This is a genomic window from Streptomyces sp. NPDC111744 (assembly GCF_055634995.1).
The window spans coordinates 35,496-53,474 of sequence record NZ_JBVKCG010000014.1; the positions used below are offsets into that span (position 1 = coordinate 35,496).

General features: G+C 70.3%; 14 protein-coding genes. 6 read left to right on the plus strand and 8 right to left on the minus strand.

Annotation, left to right across the window (positions count from 1 at the left end; genetic code table 11):
• Position 1: 1 nt before the first annotated feature.
• From ACZ7OO_RS27725 to ACZ7OO_RS27745, 5 genes are all read right to left on the minus strand, one after another.
• Complete coding sequence (locus ACZ7OO_RS27725; RefSeq protein ID WP_471508722.1) at positions 2–754, minus strand: amino acid ABC transporter ATP-binding protein; 753 nt, start codon at positions 752–754, stop codon at positions 2–4.
• Positions 751–1,671 carry an amino acid ABC transporter permease gene (locus ACZ7OO_RS27730; protein WP_471508724.1) on the minus strand — a complete coding sequence of 307 codons (921 nt, stop codon included), beginning with the start codon at positions 1,669–1,671 and terminating at the stop codon, positions 751–753. The genes ACZ7OO_RS27725 and ACZ7OO_RS27730 overlap by 4 nt, the downstream gene beginning before the upstream one ends.
• Positions 1,668–2,552 carry an ABC transporter substrate-binding protein gene (locus tag ACZ7OO_RS27735; RefSeq protein WP_471508726.1) on the minus strand — a complete coding sequence of 295 codons (885 nt, stop codon included), beginning with the start codon at positions 2,550–2,552 and terminating at the stop codon, positions 1,668–1,670. Before ACZ7OO_RS27735 ends, ACZ7OO_RS27730 begins: the two co-directional genes overlap by 4 nt.
• 441 nt (positions 2,553–2,993) lie before the next feature.
• Positions 2,994–3,650, minus strand: a complete 657-nt coding sequence (locus ACZ7OO_RS27740; RefSeq protein WP_471508728.1) for an MBL fold metallo-hydrolase — start codon at positions 3,648–3,650, stop codon at positions 2,994–2,996.
• A 44-nt stretch (positions 3,651–3,694) separates the two neighbouring features.
• A complete protein-coding gene (locus ACZ7OO_RS27745) occupies positions 3,695–4,381 on the minus strand; it encodes a maleylpyruvate isomerase family mycothiol-dependent enzyme (RefSeq protein ID WP_471508730.1) in 687 nt (228 codons plus the stop codon).
• Positions 4,382–4,605: 224 nt separating this feature from the next.
• Between ACZ7OO_RS27745 and uvrA the strand changes: the two genes are divergently transcribed.
• Complete coding sequence (gene uvrA, locus ACZ7OO_RS27750; protein WP_471508732.1) at positions 4,606–7,638, plus strand: excinuclease ABC subunit UvrA; 3,033 nt, start codon at positions 4,606–4,608, stop codon at positions 7,636–7,638.
• 196 nt (positions 7,639–7,834) lie between these two features.
• On the opposite strand, the gene ACZ7OO_RS27755 is transcribed toward uvrA, so the two are convergent.
• Both ACZ7OO_RS27755 and ACZ7OO_RS27760 read right to left on the minus strand, forming a co-directional pair.
• Complete coding sequence (locus tag ACZ7OO_RS27755; protein WP_471508734.1) at positions 7,835–8,746, minus strand: carbohydrate kinase family protein; 912 nt, start codon at positions 8,744–8,746, stop codon at positions 7,835–7,837.
• The gene (locus ACZ7OO_RS27760) at positions 8,743–9,936 is read right to left on the minus strand and encodes a LacI family DNA-binding transcriptional regulator (protein WP_471508736.1); all 1,194 of its coding nucleotides are present in this window, start codon (positions 9,934–9,936) and stop codon (positions 8,743–8,745) included. Before ACZ7OO_RS27760 ends, ACZ7OO_RS27755 begins: the two co-directional genes overlap by 4 nt.
• Before the next feature lie 320 nt (positions 9,937–10,256).
• Between ACZ7OO_RS27760 and ACZ7OO_RS27765 the strand changes: the two genes are divergently transcribed.
• Entirely contained in the window at positions 10,257–10,685 is a 429-nt protein-coding gene (locus ACZ7OO_RS27765) for a Rieske (2Fe-2S) protein (RefSeq protein ID WP_471508738.1), read from the plus strand.
• A 24-nt stretch (positions 10,686–10,709) separates the two neighbouring features.
• Here ACZ7OO_RS27765 and ACZ7OO_RS27770 read toward each other — a convergent pair whose 3' ends face one another.
• Positions 10,710–11,651, minus strand: a complete 942-nt coding sequence (locus ACZ7OO_RS27770; RefSeq protein WP_471508740.1) for a hypothetical protein — start codon at positions 11,649–11,651, stop codon at positions 10,710–10,712.
• A gap of 792 nt (positions 11,652–12,443) precedes the next feature.
• Here ACZ7OO_RS27770 and uvrC point away from each other — a divergent pair.
• Genes uvrC through whiA form a run of 4 tightly spaced genes read left to right on the plus strand, consistent with a single transcriptional unit; the run spans position 12,444 to position 17,855 of the window.
• Positions 12,444–14,774, plus strand: coding sequence for an excinuclease ABC subunit UvrC (uvrC, locus tag ACZ7OO_RS27775; protein WP_471508742.1), 2,331 nt, complete (start codon positions 12,444–12,446; stop codon positions 14,772–14,774).
• Complete coding sequence (rapZ, locus tag ACZ7OO_RS27780) at positions 14,771–15,811, plus strand: RNase adapter RapZ (protein ID WP_471508744.1); 1,041 nt, start codon at positions 14,771–14,773, stop codon at positions 15,809–15,811. Before uvrC ends, rapZ begins: the two co-directional genes overlap by 4 nt.
• Positions 15,808–16,875, plus strand: a complete 1,068-nt coding sequence (locus tag ACZ7OO_RS27785; protein ID WP_352224573.1) for a gluconeogenesis factor YvcK family protein — start codon at positions 15,808–15,810, stop codon at positions 16,873–16,875. Before rapZ ends, ACZ7OO_RS27785 begins: the two co-directional genes overlap by 4 nt.
• The gene (gene whiA / locus ACZ7OO_RS27790) at positions 16,866–17,855 is read left to right on the plus strand and encodes a DNA-binding protein WhiA (RefSeq protein ID WP_132886120.1); all 990 of its coding nucleotides are present in this window, start codon (positions 16,866–16,868) and stop codon (positions 17,853–17,855) included. Before ACZ7OO_RS27785 ends, whiA begins: the two co-directional genes overlap by 10 nt.
• The last annotated feature ends 124 nt before the right edge of the window (positions 17,856–17,979 follow it).

The window sequence follows — 17,979 nt, forward strand, 5'->3', positions numbered from 1 at the left end:
CTCAGAGCCGTCCGGCCTCCACGATCCGCCGCAGGAAGCGCCGGGTGCGTTCCTGCTGCGGGTCTCCGAACACCTGCTCGGCAGTGCCGTGTTCGAGTACGACGCCGCCGTCGAGGAAGCACACCTGGTCGGCGACGTCCCGGGCGAAGCCCATCTCGTGCGTCGCCAGCACCATGGTCATGCCCTGGCCCTTCAGATCCCGGACCACGGTGAGCACCTCGCCGACCAGCTCCGGGTCGAGGGCAGCGGTGATCTCGTCGAGCAGCAGCAGCCGGGGCCGTACCGCGAGGGCGCGCACGATCGCCACCCGCTGCTGCTGACCGCCGCTCAGCCGGTCGGGGTAGGCGTCTGCCTTGCCGGCCAGCCCGAGGCGCTCCAGGAGTTCTCTGGCCCGTTCCTCGGCCTCCGCGCGGGAGACGCCGTGCACCCGGCGCGGCGCCAGGGTGATGTTGTCGAGCACGGTCATGTGCGGGAAGAGGTTGTACGCCTGGAAGACCACGCCGATACGGCGGCGCACCGCGTCCTGGTCCGCGCGCGGGTCGGTGATCTCCTCGCCGTCCAGCCAGATCGCGCCGTCGTCGATCTCCTCAAGGAGGTTGGCGCAGCGCAGCAGCGTCGACTTGCCGGATCCGGACGCGCCGATCAGCGCGGTCACCGTGTGCGGGGCGACCGCCAGGTCCACGTCCCGCAGGACCACCGAAGCGCCGAAGGTCTTGCGGACGGATTCCATGCGCAGAACAGGTGCGTCGCTCATATGGATCCTCCCTGGGCCCGCTGCCGGTCCATCCTGGCCGTCACCCAGTCCGTGAAGCGGGTCATCGGGATGGTCAGCGCCACGAAGACCAGCCCGGCGACGATGTACGGCGTGTAGTTGAGGCTGCGGCCCACGATGATGTCGGCCGCCCGTACGGCGTCGATCGCGCCGCCGATCGACACGAGACCGGTGTCCTTCTGGAGCGACACCAGGTCGTTGAGCAGCGGCGGCACCTGACGCCGTACCGCCTGCGGAAGCACGACATGGCGCAGGGCCTGCCGGTTGGTGAGGCCGAGGGAGCGGGCCGCAGCGCGCTGCGAGGGATGGACGGACTCGATACCGGCCCGGAACACCTCGGCGACGTAGGCCGCATACGTCAGTGTGAGCGCCGTCCCGCCGAGGAGTACCGGGTCGACCGTCACACCCTGCAGACGCAGTGCCGGGACGCCCAGGACCACGATCATCAGGTTGATGATCAGCGGCAGTCCGCGGAAGAAGTCGGTGTACGCCGCCGCGAGCGCCCGCAGCGGAAAGAACACCGGACCGCGCAGCGTGCGCGCTATGGCTATCAGCATGCCGAGGACCAGTACGGCGGCACCGCAGACGACCAGCAGCCGGACGTTCAGCCACAGCCCTTCGAGGACCTTCGGAAACGCCTCGCGCGCGTACTGCCCGTCGAAGAACGTCTCCTTGGTGCGCGGCCAGCCGGGCGCGTTCACGACGACCAGGTAGAGCACGGCCGCGGTGACCAGCGTCGAGAGCGCGGCGATCGCGGTGGCACGGCGGGACCGGGCACGCTGGTAGCGCTCCCGCTCCAGTCGCCGTCCGGACGGGGCGTAGCCGTCGTCCCCGTCCGCGGGCATGCCACTCGTGCCGTCCGCGCCCTCCCGGCCGGACTCGTCCTTCGTGACGGTCACTTGAGCACCGGGGCGTCGACGGCGTCGGAGAGCCACTGCTGCTCGATCTTCGCCAGCGTGCCGTCCTTGCGCAGCGTGTCGACGGCGTTCGTGACGCACGAGGTGAGCGCGCTGCCCTTGTCGAGTACCAGACCGAACTGCTCCGGCGTGCCGCCCTGGTTCTCGAACTGGCCCACGATCTTCGCGTTCGTCACCTCGGCCGAGGTGATGTAGAACGCGGTCGGGAGGTCGGTGACGATCGCGTCCACCTGGCCGTTCTTCAGCGCCGACTTGGCCTGGTCGTTCTTGGCGTACACGGCGGGCTGCTGCGACGGCTTCACCACGTCGGTGATGTAGTCGAGGCTGGTGGTGCCGACCTGGGCGCCCAGCTTCAGCCCCTTCAGACCCGCGATGCTGGTCGCCTTCGCGGCCTTGCTGTCCTTGAGCGCGATGACCGCCTGACGCACGTCGTAGTAGCCCGACGAGAAGTCGACGGCCTTCTTGCGCTCGGCGCTGATGGACACCTGGTTGATGTCGAAGTCGAAGGTCTTCACACCGGGCGCGAACGCCTTGTTGAACGGCACGCTCTGCCAGACGACCGCGTCCTTGCCGTATCCCAGTTGCTTCGCCACGGCGTACGCGACCGCCGACTCGAAGCCGTCGCCGTTGGCCGGCTTGTCGTCCTTGAACCACGGCTCGTACGCCGGCTCGTCCGTCGCGATCGTCAGCTTGCCGGACGTCTGGGTGGCCAACTTGCCCTTGGCGCAGGTGGTTCCGGTCGACGAGGAGGACCCGCCGGAAGCCTTGTCGTCCGGCTGCGGAGCACAGGCGACAGCGGTGGCGAGCAGGGCTATGGTGGCGGCGGCGACAGCGCGGCGCAGTGCGCTCGGGGCAGGGTGCATGGCGGGAGAGTGACAGCGAACACCGGCGTATGTCCAGGTCAAGCGGGTATTTGTCCGCATACTGGGAACCGGTGTTGCGGTCTTGTGAACGTTGCCTGCTGCGGGTTGCGAGGTGGACACGCCGGGGCCGCCGGTCGAGGGCGGGGAATGGTGACCGGCGGCCCGTACCGCTCAGGAGCCGTCATCCTGCGCGGGGCTGCTACCAGTTGACCCTGCAACGACGCACGCGGGGAGCGTGCGCCGGACCCCGGCGCGTGCGAACTGTTCACACGGGGCGCGCGATCGGTCAGCGCGGGGCGTGCGAGGTTGCATGCGCGGGGCGCGGGCGAAGGGGCGTGCGCCGGGCGCGAGTGAGAACCGTGCGCCGAGCGCGGTGACACCCGTGCGCCGGGCCTTGTACTCACACGCACGGCTCACGCCCTCGTGTGCGTGCACCCGCGCTCACCACCCGCGCGCGTGCCACTCCGGCAGGTGCGGGCGCTCGGTGCCCAGGGTGGTGTCGTTGCCGTGGCCCGGGTACACCCAGGTCTCGTCCGGCAGCACGTCGAAGATCTTCGTCTCGACGTCGTGGATCAGGCTGGCGAAGGCCTTCGCGTCCTTGCGCGTGTTGCCGACCCCGCCGGGGAAGAGACAGTCCCCCGTGAAGACATGTGGATGGCCGTGCGGGTCGTCGTAGACCAGGGCGATGGAGCCGGGGGTGTGGCCGACCAGGTGGCGGGCGGTCAGCTCGACCTGGCCGACCTGGATGACGTCGCCGTCGTCGACGGCGACGTCGGTGGGGACCGGGATGCCGGAGGCGTCCTCGCGGCCCGCGTACGTCCGGGCGCCCGTGGCGGCGACGACCTCGGCCAGCGCCTGCCAGTGGTCGCCGTGCTGGTGCGTGGTGACGACGGACGCGATGCCGTCGTCACCGATCATGCCCAGGAGCGTCTCCGCGTCGTTGGCCGCGTCGATCAGCAGTTGCTCGTCCGTGGCGCGGCAGCGCAGCAGATAGGCGTTGTTGTCCATCGGCCCGACCGCGATCTTGGTGATCATCAGGTCCTTGAGCTCGTGCACGTCCGCCGGCCCGCCGACCGTCACCTCTCCGCTGTACGTCATGGCGGTCAGCCTATAGCGGGGAGTGGCCGGCGAGGTGCCGCGCGCTACAGCGGAGGAAGCGCGGGCAGGGGCCCGCCGGACACCTCCAGGGCGGCTCCTGGACGGCGCCCGGCGAGCCAGCCGAGCAGGTCGGCAGGACGGCCGGTGACGGTGACCTCCGGCCGGGACGCCTGCCGTCCTGTGCTCCACGCGCGCGTGCCGTCTGTGATCCGAGTCGCCGGGACGGCGGAGTGCGCGAGGAAGCGGTCCGCCAGGAAGTCGATCTCCCGCTCCTTGAACTCCTCCGGAAGATCCTCCAGCTCGTAGCCGATCCCGAGGTCGACATGATGCAGCTCGACCTCGGCCCAGCGCCGGAAAGGCACTCGTGCCGCCGCGTCGGTGACCCCGTTGCGCAGCTCCACCGTGCGCGTCCAGTCCGCCGGCTCTGCCGCTCTGGCCTGGAAGCGGGCTTCGCTCTCGCGCAGGTCGGCGAGCTGGGCGTCGAGCGGGCGCGGTGCGTCCCGCTCGATGTCGGCGTCCCGGGCCTCGCCGGAGACGTACATGGGACGTCCGCCGAGGACGTTCGTGAGCGCGTCCGCGTTGCGGGCGACGTGGGCCAGGACGTGACCGACCGTCCAGCCGGGCAGCCGTGACGGTCGCGCTACGGAGGCGTTGTCCAGTTTGGCGACTGCGGTGAGGAGCCGGTCCGTCGCTTCCTGTACAGACGCCAGGTCATGAGCGTGATCAATCATGGGGCTGACAGTAGCCCTGCCGCCCCTTCGGGTGAAGGTTTCGCACGGGGTCCGTTAATCGAATGGACGTGCTATATCGTCGGTGGCGGCGTCGGGCATGCTGGATGGTCCGGGATTGTTTACGCATCCAGGAATCCGACCGGCGTTGTCAGTGGCTCCCCCTAGTCTGAAGAAGCACGGGGCCCTGCCCCTGTCACTTCTCTCAAGAAAGGTGCGGACCGGCTGTGGCCGACCGTCTCATCGTCCGTGGCGCGCGCGAGCACAATCTGAAGAATGTCTCGCTCGACCTGCCTCGTGACTCGCTCATCGTCTTCACGGGGCTGTCCGGGTCGGGCAAGTCCTCCCTGGCCTTCGACACGATCTTCGCCGAGGGCCAGCGTCGCTATGTGGAGTCGCTCTCCTCGTACGCCCGCCAGTTCCTCGGGCAGATGGACAAGCCGGACGTGGACTTCATCGAGGGCCTGTCCCCGGCGGTGTCCATCGACCAGAAGTCCACCTCGCGCAACCCGCGCTCGACGGTCGGCACCATCACCGAGGTCTACGACTACCTGCGCCTGCTCTTCGCACGCATCGGCAAGCCGCACTGCCCCGAGTGCGGCCGCCCGATCTCCCGCCAGTCGCCGCAGGCCATCGTCGACAAGGTCCTGGAGCTGCCGGAGGGGAGCCGCTTTCAGGTGCTCTCGCCGCTGGTGCGCGAGCGCAAGGGCGAGTTCGTCGACCTCTTCGCCGATCTCCAGACCAAGGGCTACTCCCGCGCGCGTGTCGACGGTGAGACCGTTCAGCTCTCCGAACCGCCGACCCTGAAGAAGCAGGAGAAGCACACAATCGAGGTGGTCGTCGACCGTCTCACGGTGAAGGACACCGCCAAGCGCCGCCTCACGGACTCCGTGGAGACCGCGCTCGGCCTGTCCGGCGGCATGGTCGTGCTCGACTTCGTCGACCTCGCCGAGGACGACCCCGAGCGCGAGCGCATGTACTCGGAGCACCTGTACTGCCCGTACGACGACCTGTCCTTCGAGGAGCTGGAGCCCCGCTCCTTCTCCTTCAACTCGCCCTTCGGTGCCTGCCCCGAGTGCACCGGCATCGGCACGCGCATGGAGGTCGACCCGGAGCTGATCGTCCCGGACGAGGACAAGTCCCTCGACGAGGGCGCCATCCACCCCTGGTCACACGGGCACACCAAGGACTACTTCGGCCGTCTGATCGGCGCCCTCGCGGACGCGCTGGGCTTCCGTACCGACATTCCCTTCGCCGGCCTGCCGCAGCGCGCCAAGAAGGCCCTGCTCTACGGCCACAAGACACAGATCGAGGTCCGCTACCGCAACCGGTACGGACGCGAGCGTGTGTACACCACGCCCTTCGAGGGTGCGGTGCCCTTCGTCAAGCGCCGGCACAGCGAGGCCGAGAGCGACGCCAGCCGCGAGCGCTTCGAGGGCTATATGCGCGAGGTGCCCTGCCCGACCTGTGAGGGCACGCGCCTGAAGCCGATCGTCCTCGCGGTCACCATCATGGAGAAGTCGATCGCCGAGGTCTCGGCGATGTCCATCAGCGATTGCGCGGAATTCCTTGGCGAGCTCAAGCTCAACGCGCGCGACAAGAAGATCGCCGAGCGCGTCCTGAAGGAGGTCAACGAGCGGCTGCGGTTCCTGGTCGACGTCGGCCTGGACTACCTCTCGCTGAACCGCGCGGCCGGCACCCTCTCCGGCGGCGAGGCCCAGCGCATCCGCCTGGCCACCCAGATCGGCTCCGGTCTCGTCGGCGTGCTGTACGTCCTGGACGAGCCGTCGATCGGCCTGCACCAGCGCGACAACCACCGGCTGATCGAGACCCTGGTCCGGCTTCGTGACATGGGCAACACGCTCATCGTCGTCGAGCACGACGAGGACACCATCAAGGTCGCCGACTGGGTCGTCGACATCGGCCCCGGCGCCGGCGAGCACGGCGGCAAGGTCGTGCACAGCGGCTCCCTCAAGGAACTGCTCGCCAACGAGGAGTCTCAGACCGGCCAGTACCTGTCCGGCAAGAAGGCGATTCCGCTGCCCGACATCCGCCGCCCGCAGGACCCCTCCCGTCAGCTCACAGTGCACGGCGCCCGCGAGAACAACCTCCAGGACATCGACGTGTCCTTCCCGCTGGGCGTGTTCACGGCCGTCACAGGTGTGTCCGGCTCCGGCAAGTCGACGCTGGTCAACGACATCCTGTACACGCACCTGGCCCGCGAACTGAACGGTGCGCGGAACGTCCCCGGCAGACACACCCGCGTGGACGGCGACGACCTCGTCGACAAGGTCGTGCACGTCGACCAGTCGCCCATCGGCCGCACCCCGCGGTCCAACCCGGCGACGTACACCGGTGTCTTCGACCACGTCCGCAAGCTGTTCGCCCAGACCACCGAGGCGAAGGTCCGCGGCTACCAGCCGGGCCGCTTCTCCTTCAACGTCAAGGGCGGCCGCTGCGAGAACTGCGCGGGCGACGGCACCATCAAGATCGAGATGAACTTCCTCCCGGACGTCTACGTCCCGTGCGAGGTCTGCCACGGAGCCCGGTACAACCGGGAGACGCTGGAGGTCCACTACAAGGGCAAGTCCATCGCCGAGGTCCTGAACATGCCCATCGAAGAAGCCATGAACTTCTTCGAGTCCGTCCCGGCGATCAACCGCCACCTCACGACGCTGAACGACGTCGGTCTCGGCTACGTCCGCCTCGGCCAGTCCGCGACCACCCTGTCCGGCGGTGAGGCGCAGCGGGTGAAGCTCGCCAGCGAGCTGCAGAAGCGCTCCACCGGGCGCACGGTCTACGTCCTGGACGAGCCGACCACCGGTCTGCACTTCGAGGACATCAGCAAGCTGCTGAAGGTCCTCGCCGGCCTCGTGGACAAGGGCAACACGGTCATCGTGATCGAGCACAACCTTGATGTGATCAAGACCGCGGACTGGGTCGTCGACATGGGTCCGGAAGGCGGTGCCGGTGGCGGACTCGTCGTCGCGGAGGGCACCCCCGAGGAGGTTGCCGCCGTCCCGGCCAGCCACACCGGCAAGTTCCTGCGCGAGGTCCTCGGCCCGGATCGCATCAGCGACGCCAGCTCGGTGAAGGCCCCGCGCAAGGCAGCGGCGAAGAAGACGGTCGCGGCCAAGTCGGCGGCGAAGAGGACGACGACCGCCACGACCGCCAACAACACGGCCACGAAGAAGGCGGCCGGGGCCACGAGGAAGACGGCGACCGCGAAGAAGACGACGACGCGGGCCCGCAAGGCCTGAGCCCCCGGGCAACCGGCTCGGACAAATCCAGAAAAGTGCGGCGCCCCGCGGGAACTTCCCGGGGTGCGCCGCACGTTGCACAATCAGCCGCCCGATCTCCGCGGCTACGACGAACCTTGACTCATCAACAGCGGAATCAGCGGCGCCGTGAAGCGGGTGAAACGGGTGGATCGGCGACGGAGAGGCCGAACATCCCTTACAGGCCCCCGAGTTCCGAGGCATACGGCGGCTCCGCGCCCGCCCGGGAGCAGGTGATCGCGGCTGCCCGCGCCGCGAATCGCAGCAGCCTTGTCCAGCCGTCGGCGCCCAGTCCCGCGAGCGCCTCGGCGGACAGGGCGTCCTGGGCGGCCAGTCCCTGCAGCAGAGCCGCGTTCACGGTGTCGCCGGCGCCGATCGTGTCCACGACGGCGACCTCCTCCCCGGGGATGGTGTACACGGTGCCGTCGGGGGTGAAGGCGCTGAGACCGTCACCGCCGTGAGTGATCACCACTGCAGAGGGTCCCGACGCCAGCCATTCGCGCGGGGTGCCGCCCAGCCACAGCGCGTCCTCCTCCGAGAGCTTGAGGAGAGTCACCGAGGGCAGCCAGCTCTTGAAGCGCGCCCGGTACGCGTCCGGGTCCGTGATGAGACCTGCCCGGATGTTCGGGTCGAGGGCGGTGAACAGACCCTGCCCGGCCGCACTGCGCATCAGCTCCTCGTAGGCGCTCGCTCCCGGTTCCAGGACGAGCGAGAGTGTGCCGAAGGAGACGGCGCGGGTCGTGGCGGGGAGGCCGGCGGGGGCTGTGAACAGGCGGTCGGCTGTGCCGTCGACGTAGAAGGAGTAGGAGGCGGAGCCCTGCGCGTCGATCGTGGCGACCGCGAGGGTGGTCGGTTCCGTGCCGCGCTCCACGAGGGAGAGATCGACACCCGCGCGCCGCAGCCCGTCCATCAGGGCCTCGCCGAAGGCGTCGTAGGAAGTGCGGGAGCAGAACGCGGTGGGGGAGCCGAGGCGACCGAGGGCCACGGCCGTGTTGTACGGACCCCCGCCGAGCGCCGGCTGCAGGGCCGCGAGGGCGCCCGTGCCCTGCGGTACCAGGTCGATCAGTGCTTCACCGGCGACGACGATCACGAGAGGGTTCCTTCCTCGGGGTACTCGAGGTACTCGGGGTGCCGGGGAGGCCCGGCCTGCTCGGACTGCGGGACTTGCTCGGAGCGTGCCGACGGCTGACTCGACCGCGCCGACTGGGCCGAGCGGCCTGACCAGGCCGACCGTGCCCACGCGATCCTCTCCGTCCCGCCATCCTCCTCCTGGCAGCCGCACGACGTCCGGTGCACGAAGGTGCACGGAAGCCGTACGGTCCTGGCGGGCCGGTCTGGTGCGGCCAGCCGTTCGAGGAGTACCCGGACCGCTTCGGCACCGATCTCTCTGCTGGGCTGGGCGATGGCGGTGAGCCGGGGCGAGAACAGGTCGGCCCAGGCGAAGTCGTCGAAGCAGCACAGGGCGATGTCGTCCGGCACCACGAGGCCGTGTGCGAGCAGGGCACGCAGGGCGCCGATGGTCATCGCGTTGTTGGCGGTGACGAGCGCCGTCGGCGGCATGGCAAGCGATAGCAGAGCGGCGGCGGCCTGCTCGGCTCCGGCGGACTCGGAGTTGCCGGGGACCACCAGGCCTTCGTCGAGGGGCAGCCCGGCGGTGGCGAGTCCCTGCCGGTAGCCGGTGATCCGTTCGCTGGTGGTGCTGAGCCCCGGCAGCCCCGCGACCAGGCCGATCCGGCGGTGCCCGAGACCGGCGAGGTGGGCGACGAGCCGGGCCATCGGCTCGGTGTTCTGGGCGCAGACCTGGTCGAAGCGCGGGACGCTGTCCGCGTGCTCGTCGAGCACGCGGTCGAGGAGGACGGTCGGTACGGCGTGTCGGCCGAGGTAGGCAAGAAGTTCGCGCGGGTCGGCCGAGGGCGCGACGATCAAGCCGTCGACGCGGCGCTCGTGCAGAAGCTGGACGATCTTGCGTTCGTGCTCGGGGTCGTCGTGCGGATCGGCGATGAGCAGGCTGTAGCCGTGCTTCAGGGCGGCGGCCTCGACGCCTTGGAGGATCTCCGTGAAGTAGGGGTTGCTGATCGCCGACACCGCGAGCCCGATGGAGCGGGTGCGTGAGGTCACCAGGGAGCGGGCGAGGGTGTTGGGTGTGTAGCCCAGTTCCTCGATGGCGTCGAGAACCGCCTGACGGGTGTGGGGGAGCACCGGTCGTGTCTCGTTCAGCACATGGGAGACGGTCGCCACCGATACACCGGCACTACGGGCGACGTCGGCCATGGTGGGCATGGGGCTCCCCTCCTTCGCTTCCCGCCCTTGGGCAAGGCTCGCCGTTTCCGCCGGGTTGCCGCGCGCCTCGGCCGGGAAGCTACCCCATCCGGAACCCTCTCGTAAACGCTTACGTAAGCGTTTACGTCCGATCGGGTGAAACTCTCACCAGGCATGTTCACGCCTCCCTCAGCGCCCACCAGCGTCCACCTCGGCCCCGGGCGCCATCAGGCCTCGCCCCCACAACCCGACCCAGCCCGAAGCGGGGCGATCCGCCCAGGTATCGTCGCTCTGCCTCGCCACGGCCCCGACCTCGCGCCTCACCCCGTCTGGAGTCCCTCATGCCCGTTCGACCCTCCGCGAGCCGCCGTACCGTCCTGCGTGGGGCGGCGGTCACACCGGTCGCCGGGCTGGGGCTGACCGCCTGCTCGGCTCCCGGTGGCGGAGCCCCGGCGGACGCGACGCCGACCGCCCCGGTCGACCTCGGAGCCGAGAGCGACATCGCCAAGGGCGGCGCGAAGCTCTACCGGGAGCACAACGTCGTCGTCAGCCGGTCCACCGACGGCGCCCTGAAGGCGTACAGCACGATCTGCACGCACGCAGGGTGCCCGATCAACAAGCTTCAGGGCACGACGCTGGTCTGCCCGTGCCACGGCAGTGAGTTCGACGCGGTCACCGGGAAGGTGGAGCGGTCGCCGGCCACCGAGCCGTTGAACGAGCTGCCCGTCAAGGCCGCGAACGGCCGGCTCGTGGCGGGGCCGGGCGCCTGATCCCCGGGGCGGTTCAACGCCGGTTCATTCCCAGTCCCAGCCGATTCCAAGAAGGCCCGGCCGCGCCCGGGGCTCGACCAGGTGGACGGAGCGGTGCAGCCCGCTCAGCGGCAGCGCCTGCCGGCCGCTGCGCGGGGCCGCCGCGGAGTGCTGGGCAAACCGGTGGCAGCGAATCGGCAGTGCGTCGAAACGCACCTGGAGGGTGTACTGGCCGCCGGGAAAGCCGAAGTCGCGGACGTACTCGCGGGAGACACCGGCCGTGCCGTCCTCCACGGCGTAGCGGAAGAGAAAGGTGTCGCCGGAGCGCAGGCGGGCGCCGAAGAGGAGTTCGGCGACGAGCAGGCCGGTCTCCGGGTCCGAACGGACGCGTCCGATGCGGCAGTTCTCCAGGGCGCGCACGGTCATGTGCTGCGGGGCGCAGCCGGGGTCGCCGTGGTGGACGGCCACGAAACGGTCGACGCCGTCCCGGTGGGCGCGCACGATGTGCTGCGATTCACGGGCGGCCAGTTCGCGGTGGGCGCCGATCCGTACGCGCTCGTGGTGTCCGAGGGTGTGCAGACCGCCGTCGAGTGACCAGCCGAGCTCGGCCTGCAGCCGGTCCAGGACGTCGGATGCCTCGATCAGGGAGCGGTAGGAGCGGGCGGCGGGGCGGCGTACGGCGGGGCCCTGGTCGGTATCGGCGAGCAGCCGGATCAGGGACTCGTCCGGGAGCTGGAGTATCTCCTCCAGCGCGCGGACGGCCCGCAGCGACTCCGGGCGCTGGGGTCGGCGGGCTCCCTGCTGCCAGTAACTCAGGCTGGTGACGCCTACTTTGACCCCGTAGCGCGAAAGATGGTGCTGCACGCGCTGGAGCGGCAGTCCGCGGGCGGCGATCGCGGCGCGCAGGGCCACATGGAAGGGGCCGCCGCGCAGGGCCGAGTCCAGTTCCGCTGTGGCGACGTCCGCGTGCTGTGTGCCGTGCCGCATACAGGGGGGCCTTTCTCTTGGGGGGTTCACCACGGCTGGTCAGGCCGTTGGCGCGGGTCCGGGGCCACCCCGTCGGCGTCGGGGCGGCCGCACCTGGGTACGCCGCGTCCGCAGGCCGCCGCTCCCCCGCATTGAAGCGTGTTGACCAATCCCCGACAACACCTTCGGCCGGCCGAGGGCCCCCACCTGGCCGAGGCGTGACCCCGTCGCCGGTAGGACCGTGCGGGGGAGAGGGCGCCATCGTTGTCCGGGAGACCGAGCCCGCTTCGCACACAGGGCGCCGATTTCGGGAGGAAGCCGTGCAAGGTACGTTGCGATCGGCTCGGCAGGTCGGCGCCGGTCACGGACCGGGCACGCGCGGGCGGGGTGCCGGGACGGCTCGCGATGCCACCGAGGTGGCCGATTCCGAGATCCACTTCGGAGGCGCGAGGCGGCGAGCCGCACCACGAGGGGCCTGCGCACGACGGGCCTGCGCTGCCGCGTCAGGGCAGATGCCGCCACCGGTCCCGCGTCTCCGGATCCCCGCCGGTGTGCCGCCTCCGGACGCCCCGGAGCCCCCTCCTTTCAGCCCACCATCACCGGATGCTCCGACGGCTCTCTGCCCCGTCATCCCGGCGTCCCCGCTCACGCCGGGAGCCCCCTCCGCCCGAGCCCCCCTGCACGCCTTGCGCCCTTTCTGTCCCTCCCGTCCCGCATTCCCGACGTTCGCCGGTCCCGCCGGTCCCTTTGGCCTCGTCGAGGGTTGTCCACAGGCCCGTCGCGGTGTCGGCGGGCGCCAGTAGGGTGTGAGACATGGCCGACCCCTCCAGCTACCGCCCCAAGCCGGGACAGATCCCGGACTCTCCCGGGGTGTACAGGTTCCGTGACGAGCACCGCCGGGTGATCTACGTCGGAAAGGCGAAGAGCCTGCGCCAGCGTCTGGCGAACTACTTCCAGGACCTGGCGAGCCTGCACCCCCGCACCCGGACGATGGTCACCACGGCCGCGTCCGTGGAGTGGACCGTGGTGTCCACAGAGGTCGAGGCGCTCCAGCTGGAGTACTCCTGGATCAAGGAGTACGACCCCCGGTTCAACGTCAAGTACCGCGACGACAAGAGCTACCCGTACCTCGCGGTGACGATGAACGAGGAGTTTCCGCGTGTCCAGGTGATGCGCGGTCACAAGAAGAAGGGCGTCCGCTACTTCGGGCCGTACGGCCACGCATGGGCGATCCGGGACACGGTCGACCTGCTGCTGCGCGTGTTCCCGGTGCGCACCTGCTCCGCCGGGGTGTTCAAGAACGCCACCCGCACCGGCCGCCCCTGTCTGCTCGGCTACATCGGCAAGTGTTCGGCCCCCTGCGTCGACCGGATCTCCCCGGAGGACCACCGCGAACTGGCCGATGAGTTCTGCGACTTCATGGCCGGCCGCACCGGCACCTACCTCCGCCGTCTGGAGAAGCAGATGATGGAGGCGGCCGAGGAGATGGAGTACGAGCGGGCCGCCCGCCTGCGCGACGACATCGAGGCCTTGAAGAAGGCCATGGAGAAGAACGCGGTCGTGCTCGCCGACGCGACCGACGCCGACCTGATCGCTGTCGCGGAGGACGAGCTGGAGGCGGCCGTCCAGATCTTCCATGTGCGCGGCGGTCGCGTGCGCGGTCAGCGCGGCTGGGTGACGGACAAGGTGGAGGACGTCACCACCGGGGCGCTCGTCGAGCACGCCCTCCAGCAGCTCTACGGTGAGGAGACCGGGGACGCCGTCCCCAAGGAGGTGCTGGTGCCGGCCCTGCCCGAGCCGGTCGAGCCGGTCCAGGAATGGCTCGCCGTCCGCCGTGGGTCGAACGTCTCGTTGCGCATCCCGCAGCGCGGCGACAAGAAGGCCCTGATGGAGACCGTGCAGCGCAACGCCCAGCAGGCGCTCGCCCTCCACAAGACCAAGCGCGCCTCCGACCTCACCACCCGCTCCCGGGCCCTGGAGGAGATCGCCGACGCCCTGGATTTGGACAGCGCCCCGCTGCGCATCGAGTGCTACGACATCTCGCACCTCCAGGGCGACGACGTCGTGGCCTCCATGGTCGTCTTCGAGGACGGCCTGCAGCGCAAGAGCGAGTACCGCCGCTTCCAGATCAAGGGCTTCGCCGGCCAGGACGACGTGCGCTCCATGCACGAGGTGATCACCCGCCGCTTCCGCCGCTACCTCGCCGAGAAGGAGAGGACCGGCGAGTGGGTGGAGGACGACACGCCAAGCACCCTCACGGACACCAGTGCACCCGCGGACACCAGTGCACCCGCGGACACCAGTGCACTCACGGACACCAGTGCACTCACGGACACCAGTGCACTCACGGACACCAGTGCACTCACGGACGCCGGTGAACCCACCAACGCCGGTGAACCCACGGACACGGACACCGCTGCACACATGGGCAATGGCGCGCCCGCAGACAGCGGCGTACACGGCGGCGCGCCCGTAGACGGCGGCGCATCCACAGGCGCCGAGACCGACAGCGGCGGCCGCCCGATCAACGGCTTCCAGGACGACGACGGCCGCCCCAGGAAGTTCGCCTACCCACCCCAGCTCGTGGTCGTCGACGGCGGCCGGCCCCAGGTCGCGGCGGCCAAGCGGGCGCTCGACGAGCTGGGCATCGACGACATCGCAGTCTGCGGCCTCGCCAAGCGCCTCGAAGAGGTCTGGCTGCCCGAGGACGACGACCCCGTGGTCCTGCCCCGCACCAGCGAGGGCCTCTACCTGCTCCAGCGCGTCCGCGACGAGGCGCACCGCTTCGCCATCACCTACCAGCGCACCAAGCGGGCCAAGCGCTTCCGCTCCGGCCCGCTGGACGACGTACCGGGTCTCGGCGAGACCCGCAAACAGGCGTTGATCAAGCATTTCGGCTCGGTGAAGAAGCTGCGGTCCGCCACAATCGAGCAGATCCAGGAGGTGCCCGGGATAGGCCGCAAGACGGCCGAGACCATCGCCGCGGCCCTCGCCCAGGCGGCCCCGGCCGCGCCTGCCGTGAACACGGCGACCGGAGAGATCATGGATGACAGGGAAGACGAGGCGCCCGAGACGACGGCGGACGCCTCGGGGGAGCCCGTACCCGCGGGCCCCCCGGACGATCGACGGGGGCAGGAGAGATGACCGAGCACGAGGCACAGCACACAGCCCAGCGAGATCCGGCGTTCAGCGAATCCCAGGGTCCGCCCAAGGAAACGCACAACGAGCCGGGCCAGGATCAGCCGCAGGAAGCGGAAGCGGTCCAGGAAAACGGAGCAGAAGTGAGTACGGATGCCACTCCGGCCGGAGCGCCCGAGGCGGCCATCCCCGAGCTGGTGATCATCTCCGGCATGTCGGGAGCGGGCCGCTCGACGGCGGCGAAGTGTCTGGAGGACCTCGGTTGGTTCGTCGTGGACAACCTCCCGCCGGCCCTCATCCCCACCATGGTGGAGCTGGGCGCCCGCTCCCAGGGCAACGTGGCGCGGATCGCGGTCGTCGTCGACGTTCGCGGCCGGCGCTTCTTCGACAACCTGCGCGAGTCCCTCGCCGACCTCGACAGCCGGAGCGTCACCCGCCGGATCGTCTTCCTGGAGTCCTCGGACGACGCCCTGGTCCGTCGCTTCGAGTCGGTGCGCCGCCCGCACCCGTTGCAGGGCGACGGCCGGATCGTGGACGGCATCGCCGCCGAGCGCGAGCTGCTGCGCGAGCTGCGCGGCGACGCCGACCTGGTGATCGACACCTCCAGCCTCAACGTGCACGAGCTGCGCGCCAAGATGGACGCCCAGTTCGCCGGCGAGGAGGAGCCCGAGCTGCGGGCCACCGTGATGTCGTTCGGCTTCAAGTACGGCCTGCCGGTCGACGCCGACCTGGTCGCCGACATGCGGTTCCTGCCCAACCCGCACTGGGTGCCGGAGCTGCGCCCGTACACCGGCCTCAACGAGGAGGTGTCGGCGTACGTCTTCAACCAGCCGGGTGCCAAGGAGTTCCTCGACCGGTACGCCGAGCTGCTGCGGCTGGTCGCGACCGGTTACCGGCGCGAGGGCAAGCGCTATGTGACCATCGCCATCGGCTGCACGGGCGGCAAGCATCGCTCGGTCGCCGTGTCCGAGAAGCTCGCTGCCCGTCTGGCCGCCGAGGGAGTGGAGACCGTAGTCGTGCACCGGGACATGGGGCGCGAGTGACCGGACGTACTCCAAGGCTGAGCAGGCTGCGCCGGGTCGTGCCCGAGTCCCGCGCGGGCCGCCCAGTCGAGGCCCGTGGCGCCCGGCCGCGCCGCCGTGGTGCCCAGCCCAAGGTGGTCGCGCTGGGCGGTGGCATGGGCCTGTCCGCCTCGCTCGCCGCGCTGCGCCGGATCACCGGCGACCTCACCGCCGTCGTCACCGTGGCCGACGACGGCGGCTCCAGCGGGCGCCTCCGCGACGAACTCGGTGTGCTTCCTCCGGGTGATCTGCGCAAGGCCCTCGCGGCGCTGTGCGGTGACGACGACTGGGGCCAGACCTGGGCCCGGGTCATCCAGCACCGCTTCCAGTCCAAGGGCGAGCTGCACGAGCACGCGGTCGGCAATCTGCTGATCGTCGCCCTGTGGGAACAGCTCGGCGACCACGTCCAGGCCCTGGACCTGGTCGGCAAGCTGCTCGGCGCGCACGGGCGGGTGCTGCCCATGTCCGCCGTTCCGCTGGAGCTGCAGGCCCTGGTCAAGGGGCACGACCCGGAGCGGCCGGAGGAGGTGGACATCGTCCGGGGGCAGGCCACGGTGGCGCTGACGCCCGGCGAGGTGCAGTCCGTGCACCTGGTGCCGCACGACCCGCCGGCCGTGCCGGAGGCAGTCGAGGCGGTCCTCGACGCGGACTGGGTGGTGCTGGGCCCGGGGTCCTGGTTCTCCTCGGTGATCCCGCACCTGCTCGTCCCCGATCTCCTCGACGCGCTCACCGAGACCAAGGCCCGGAAGGTCCTGTCGTTGAACCTCGCACCGCAGCCGGGTGAAACCGAAGGCTTCTCACCGCAGCGTCATTTGGAGGTTTTGGGCCGACACGCCCCTAAACTCGCCCTGGACGTGGTGCTGGCCGACGAGGCCGCCGTGCCCGACCGCGACTCGCTCACCGAAGCCGCCAAGCGGCTGGGAGCCGCGGTCGAGCTGGGCCCCGTGGCCCGGACCGACGGATCACCCCGGCATGATCCGGAGCTGTTGGCCGCCGCGTACGACCGTATTTTTCGGATGCATGGAAGGATCGGCCCATGGCGATGACGGCAGCGGTGAAGGACGAGATCTCCCGGCTACCCGTCACCCGGACCTGCTGCCGGAAGGCGGAGGTCTCAGCCATTCTGCGGTTCGCGGGCGGCCTCCACCTGGTGAGCGGGCGCATTGTGATCGAGGCGGAGCTGGACACCGCGATGGCGGCCCGGCGCCTCAAGCGGGACATCCTGGAGATTTTCGGCCACAGCTCCGAGCTGATCGTGATGGCACCCGGCGGACTGCGCCGGGGCTCGCGCTATGTGGTGCGGGTGGTCGCGGGCGGTGACCAGCTGGCCCGCCAGACCGGGCTCGTGGACGGCCGGGGCCGCCCCATCCGGGGCCTGCCCCCGCAGGTCGTCTCCGGGGCGACCTGCGACGCGGAGGCGGCCTGGCGCGGCGCCTTCCTGGCGCACGGCTCGCTGACCGAGCCCGGCCGCTCGTCCTCCCTGGAGGTGACCTGCCCCGGCCCGGAGGCCGCGCTCGCGCTGGTCGGTGCCGCCCGTCGGCTGTCCATCGCCGCGAAGGCCCGTGAGGTGCGCGGAGTGGACCGGGTGGTCGTCCGGGACGGTGACGCCATCGGCGCCCTGCTGACCCGCCTCGGCGCGCACGAGTCCGTGCTGGCCTGGGAGGAACGCCGGATGCGCCGCGAGGTCCGGGCCACCGCGAACCGCCTCGCCAACTTCGACGACGCCAATCTGCGCCGCTCCGCCCGCGCGGCCGTCGCCGCCGGAGCCAGGGTCCAGCGCGCCCTGGAGATCCTCGGCGACGAGGTCCCCGAGCACCTCGCCGCGGCCGGCCGGCTGCGCATGGAGCACAAGCAGGCCTCCCTGGAGGAGCTGGGCGCGCTCGCCGACCCGCCGCTCACCAAGGACGCCGTCGCGGGCCGGATCCGCCGTCTGCTGGCGATGGCCGACAAGCGCGCGTCCGACCTGGGCATCCCGGGCACCGAGGCCAACCTCAGCGAGGAACTGGCGGACAACCTCGCAGTCTGAGGCACCGTCAGCGCACCGGTGCCGACGGCCCAAAGCGGTCGTCGGCACCGGGATTTACATCCCTTTTAGGCCACTGTGAACTGTCTATGAGGTGCCCTTGACTCGATCATGGAGTGTCATGAGC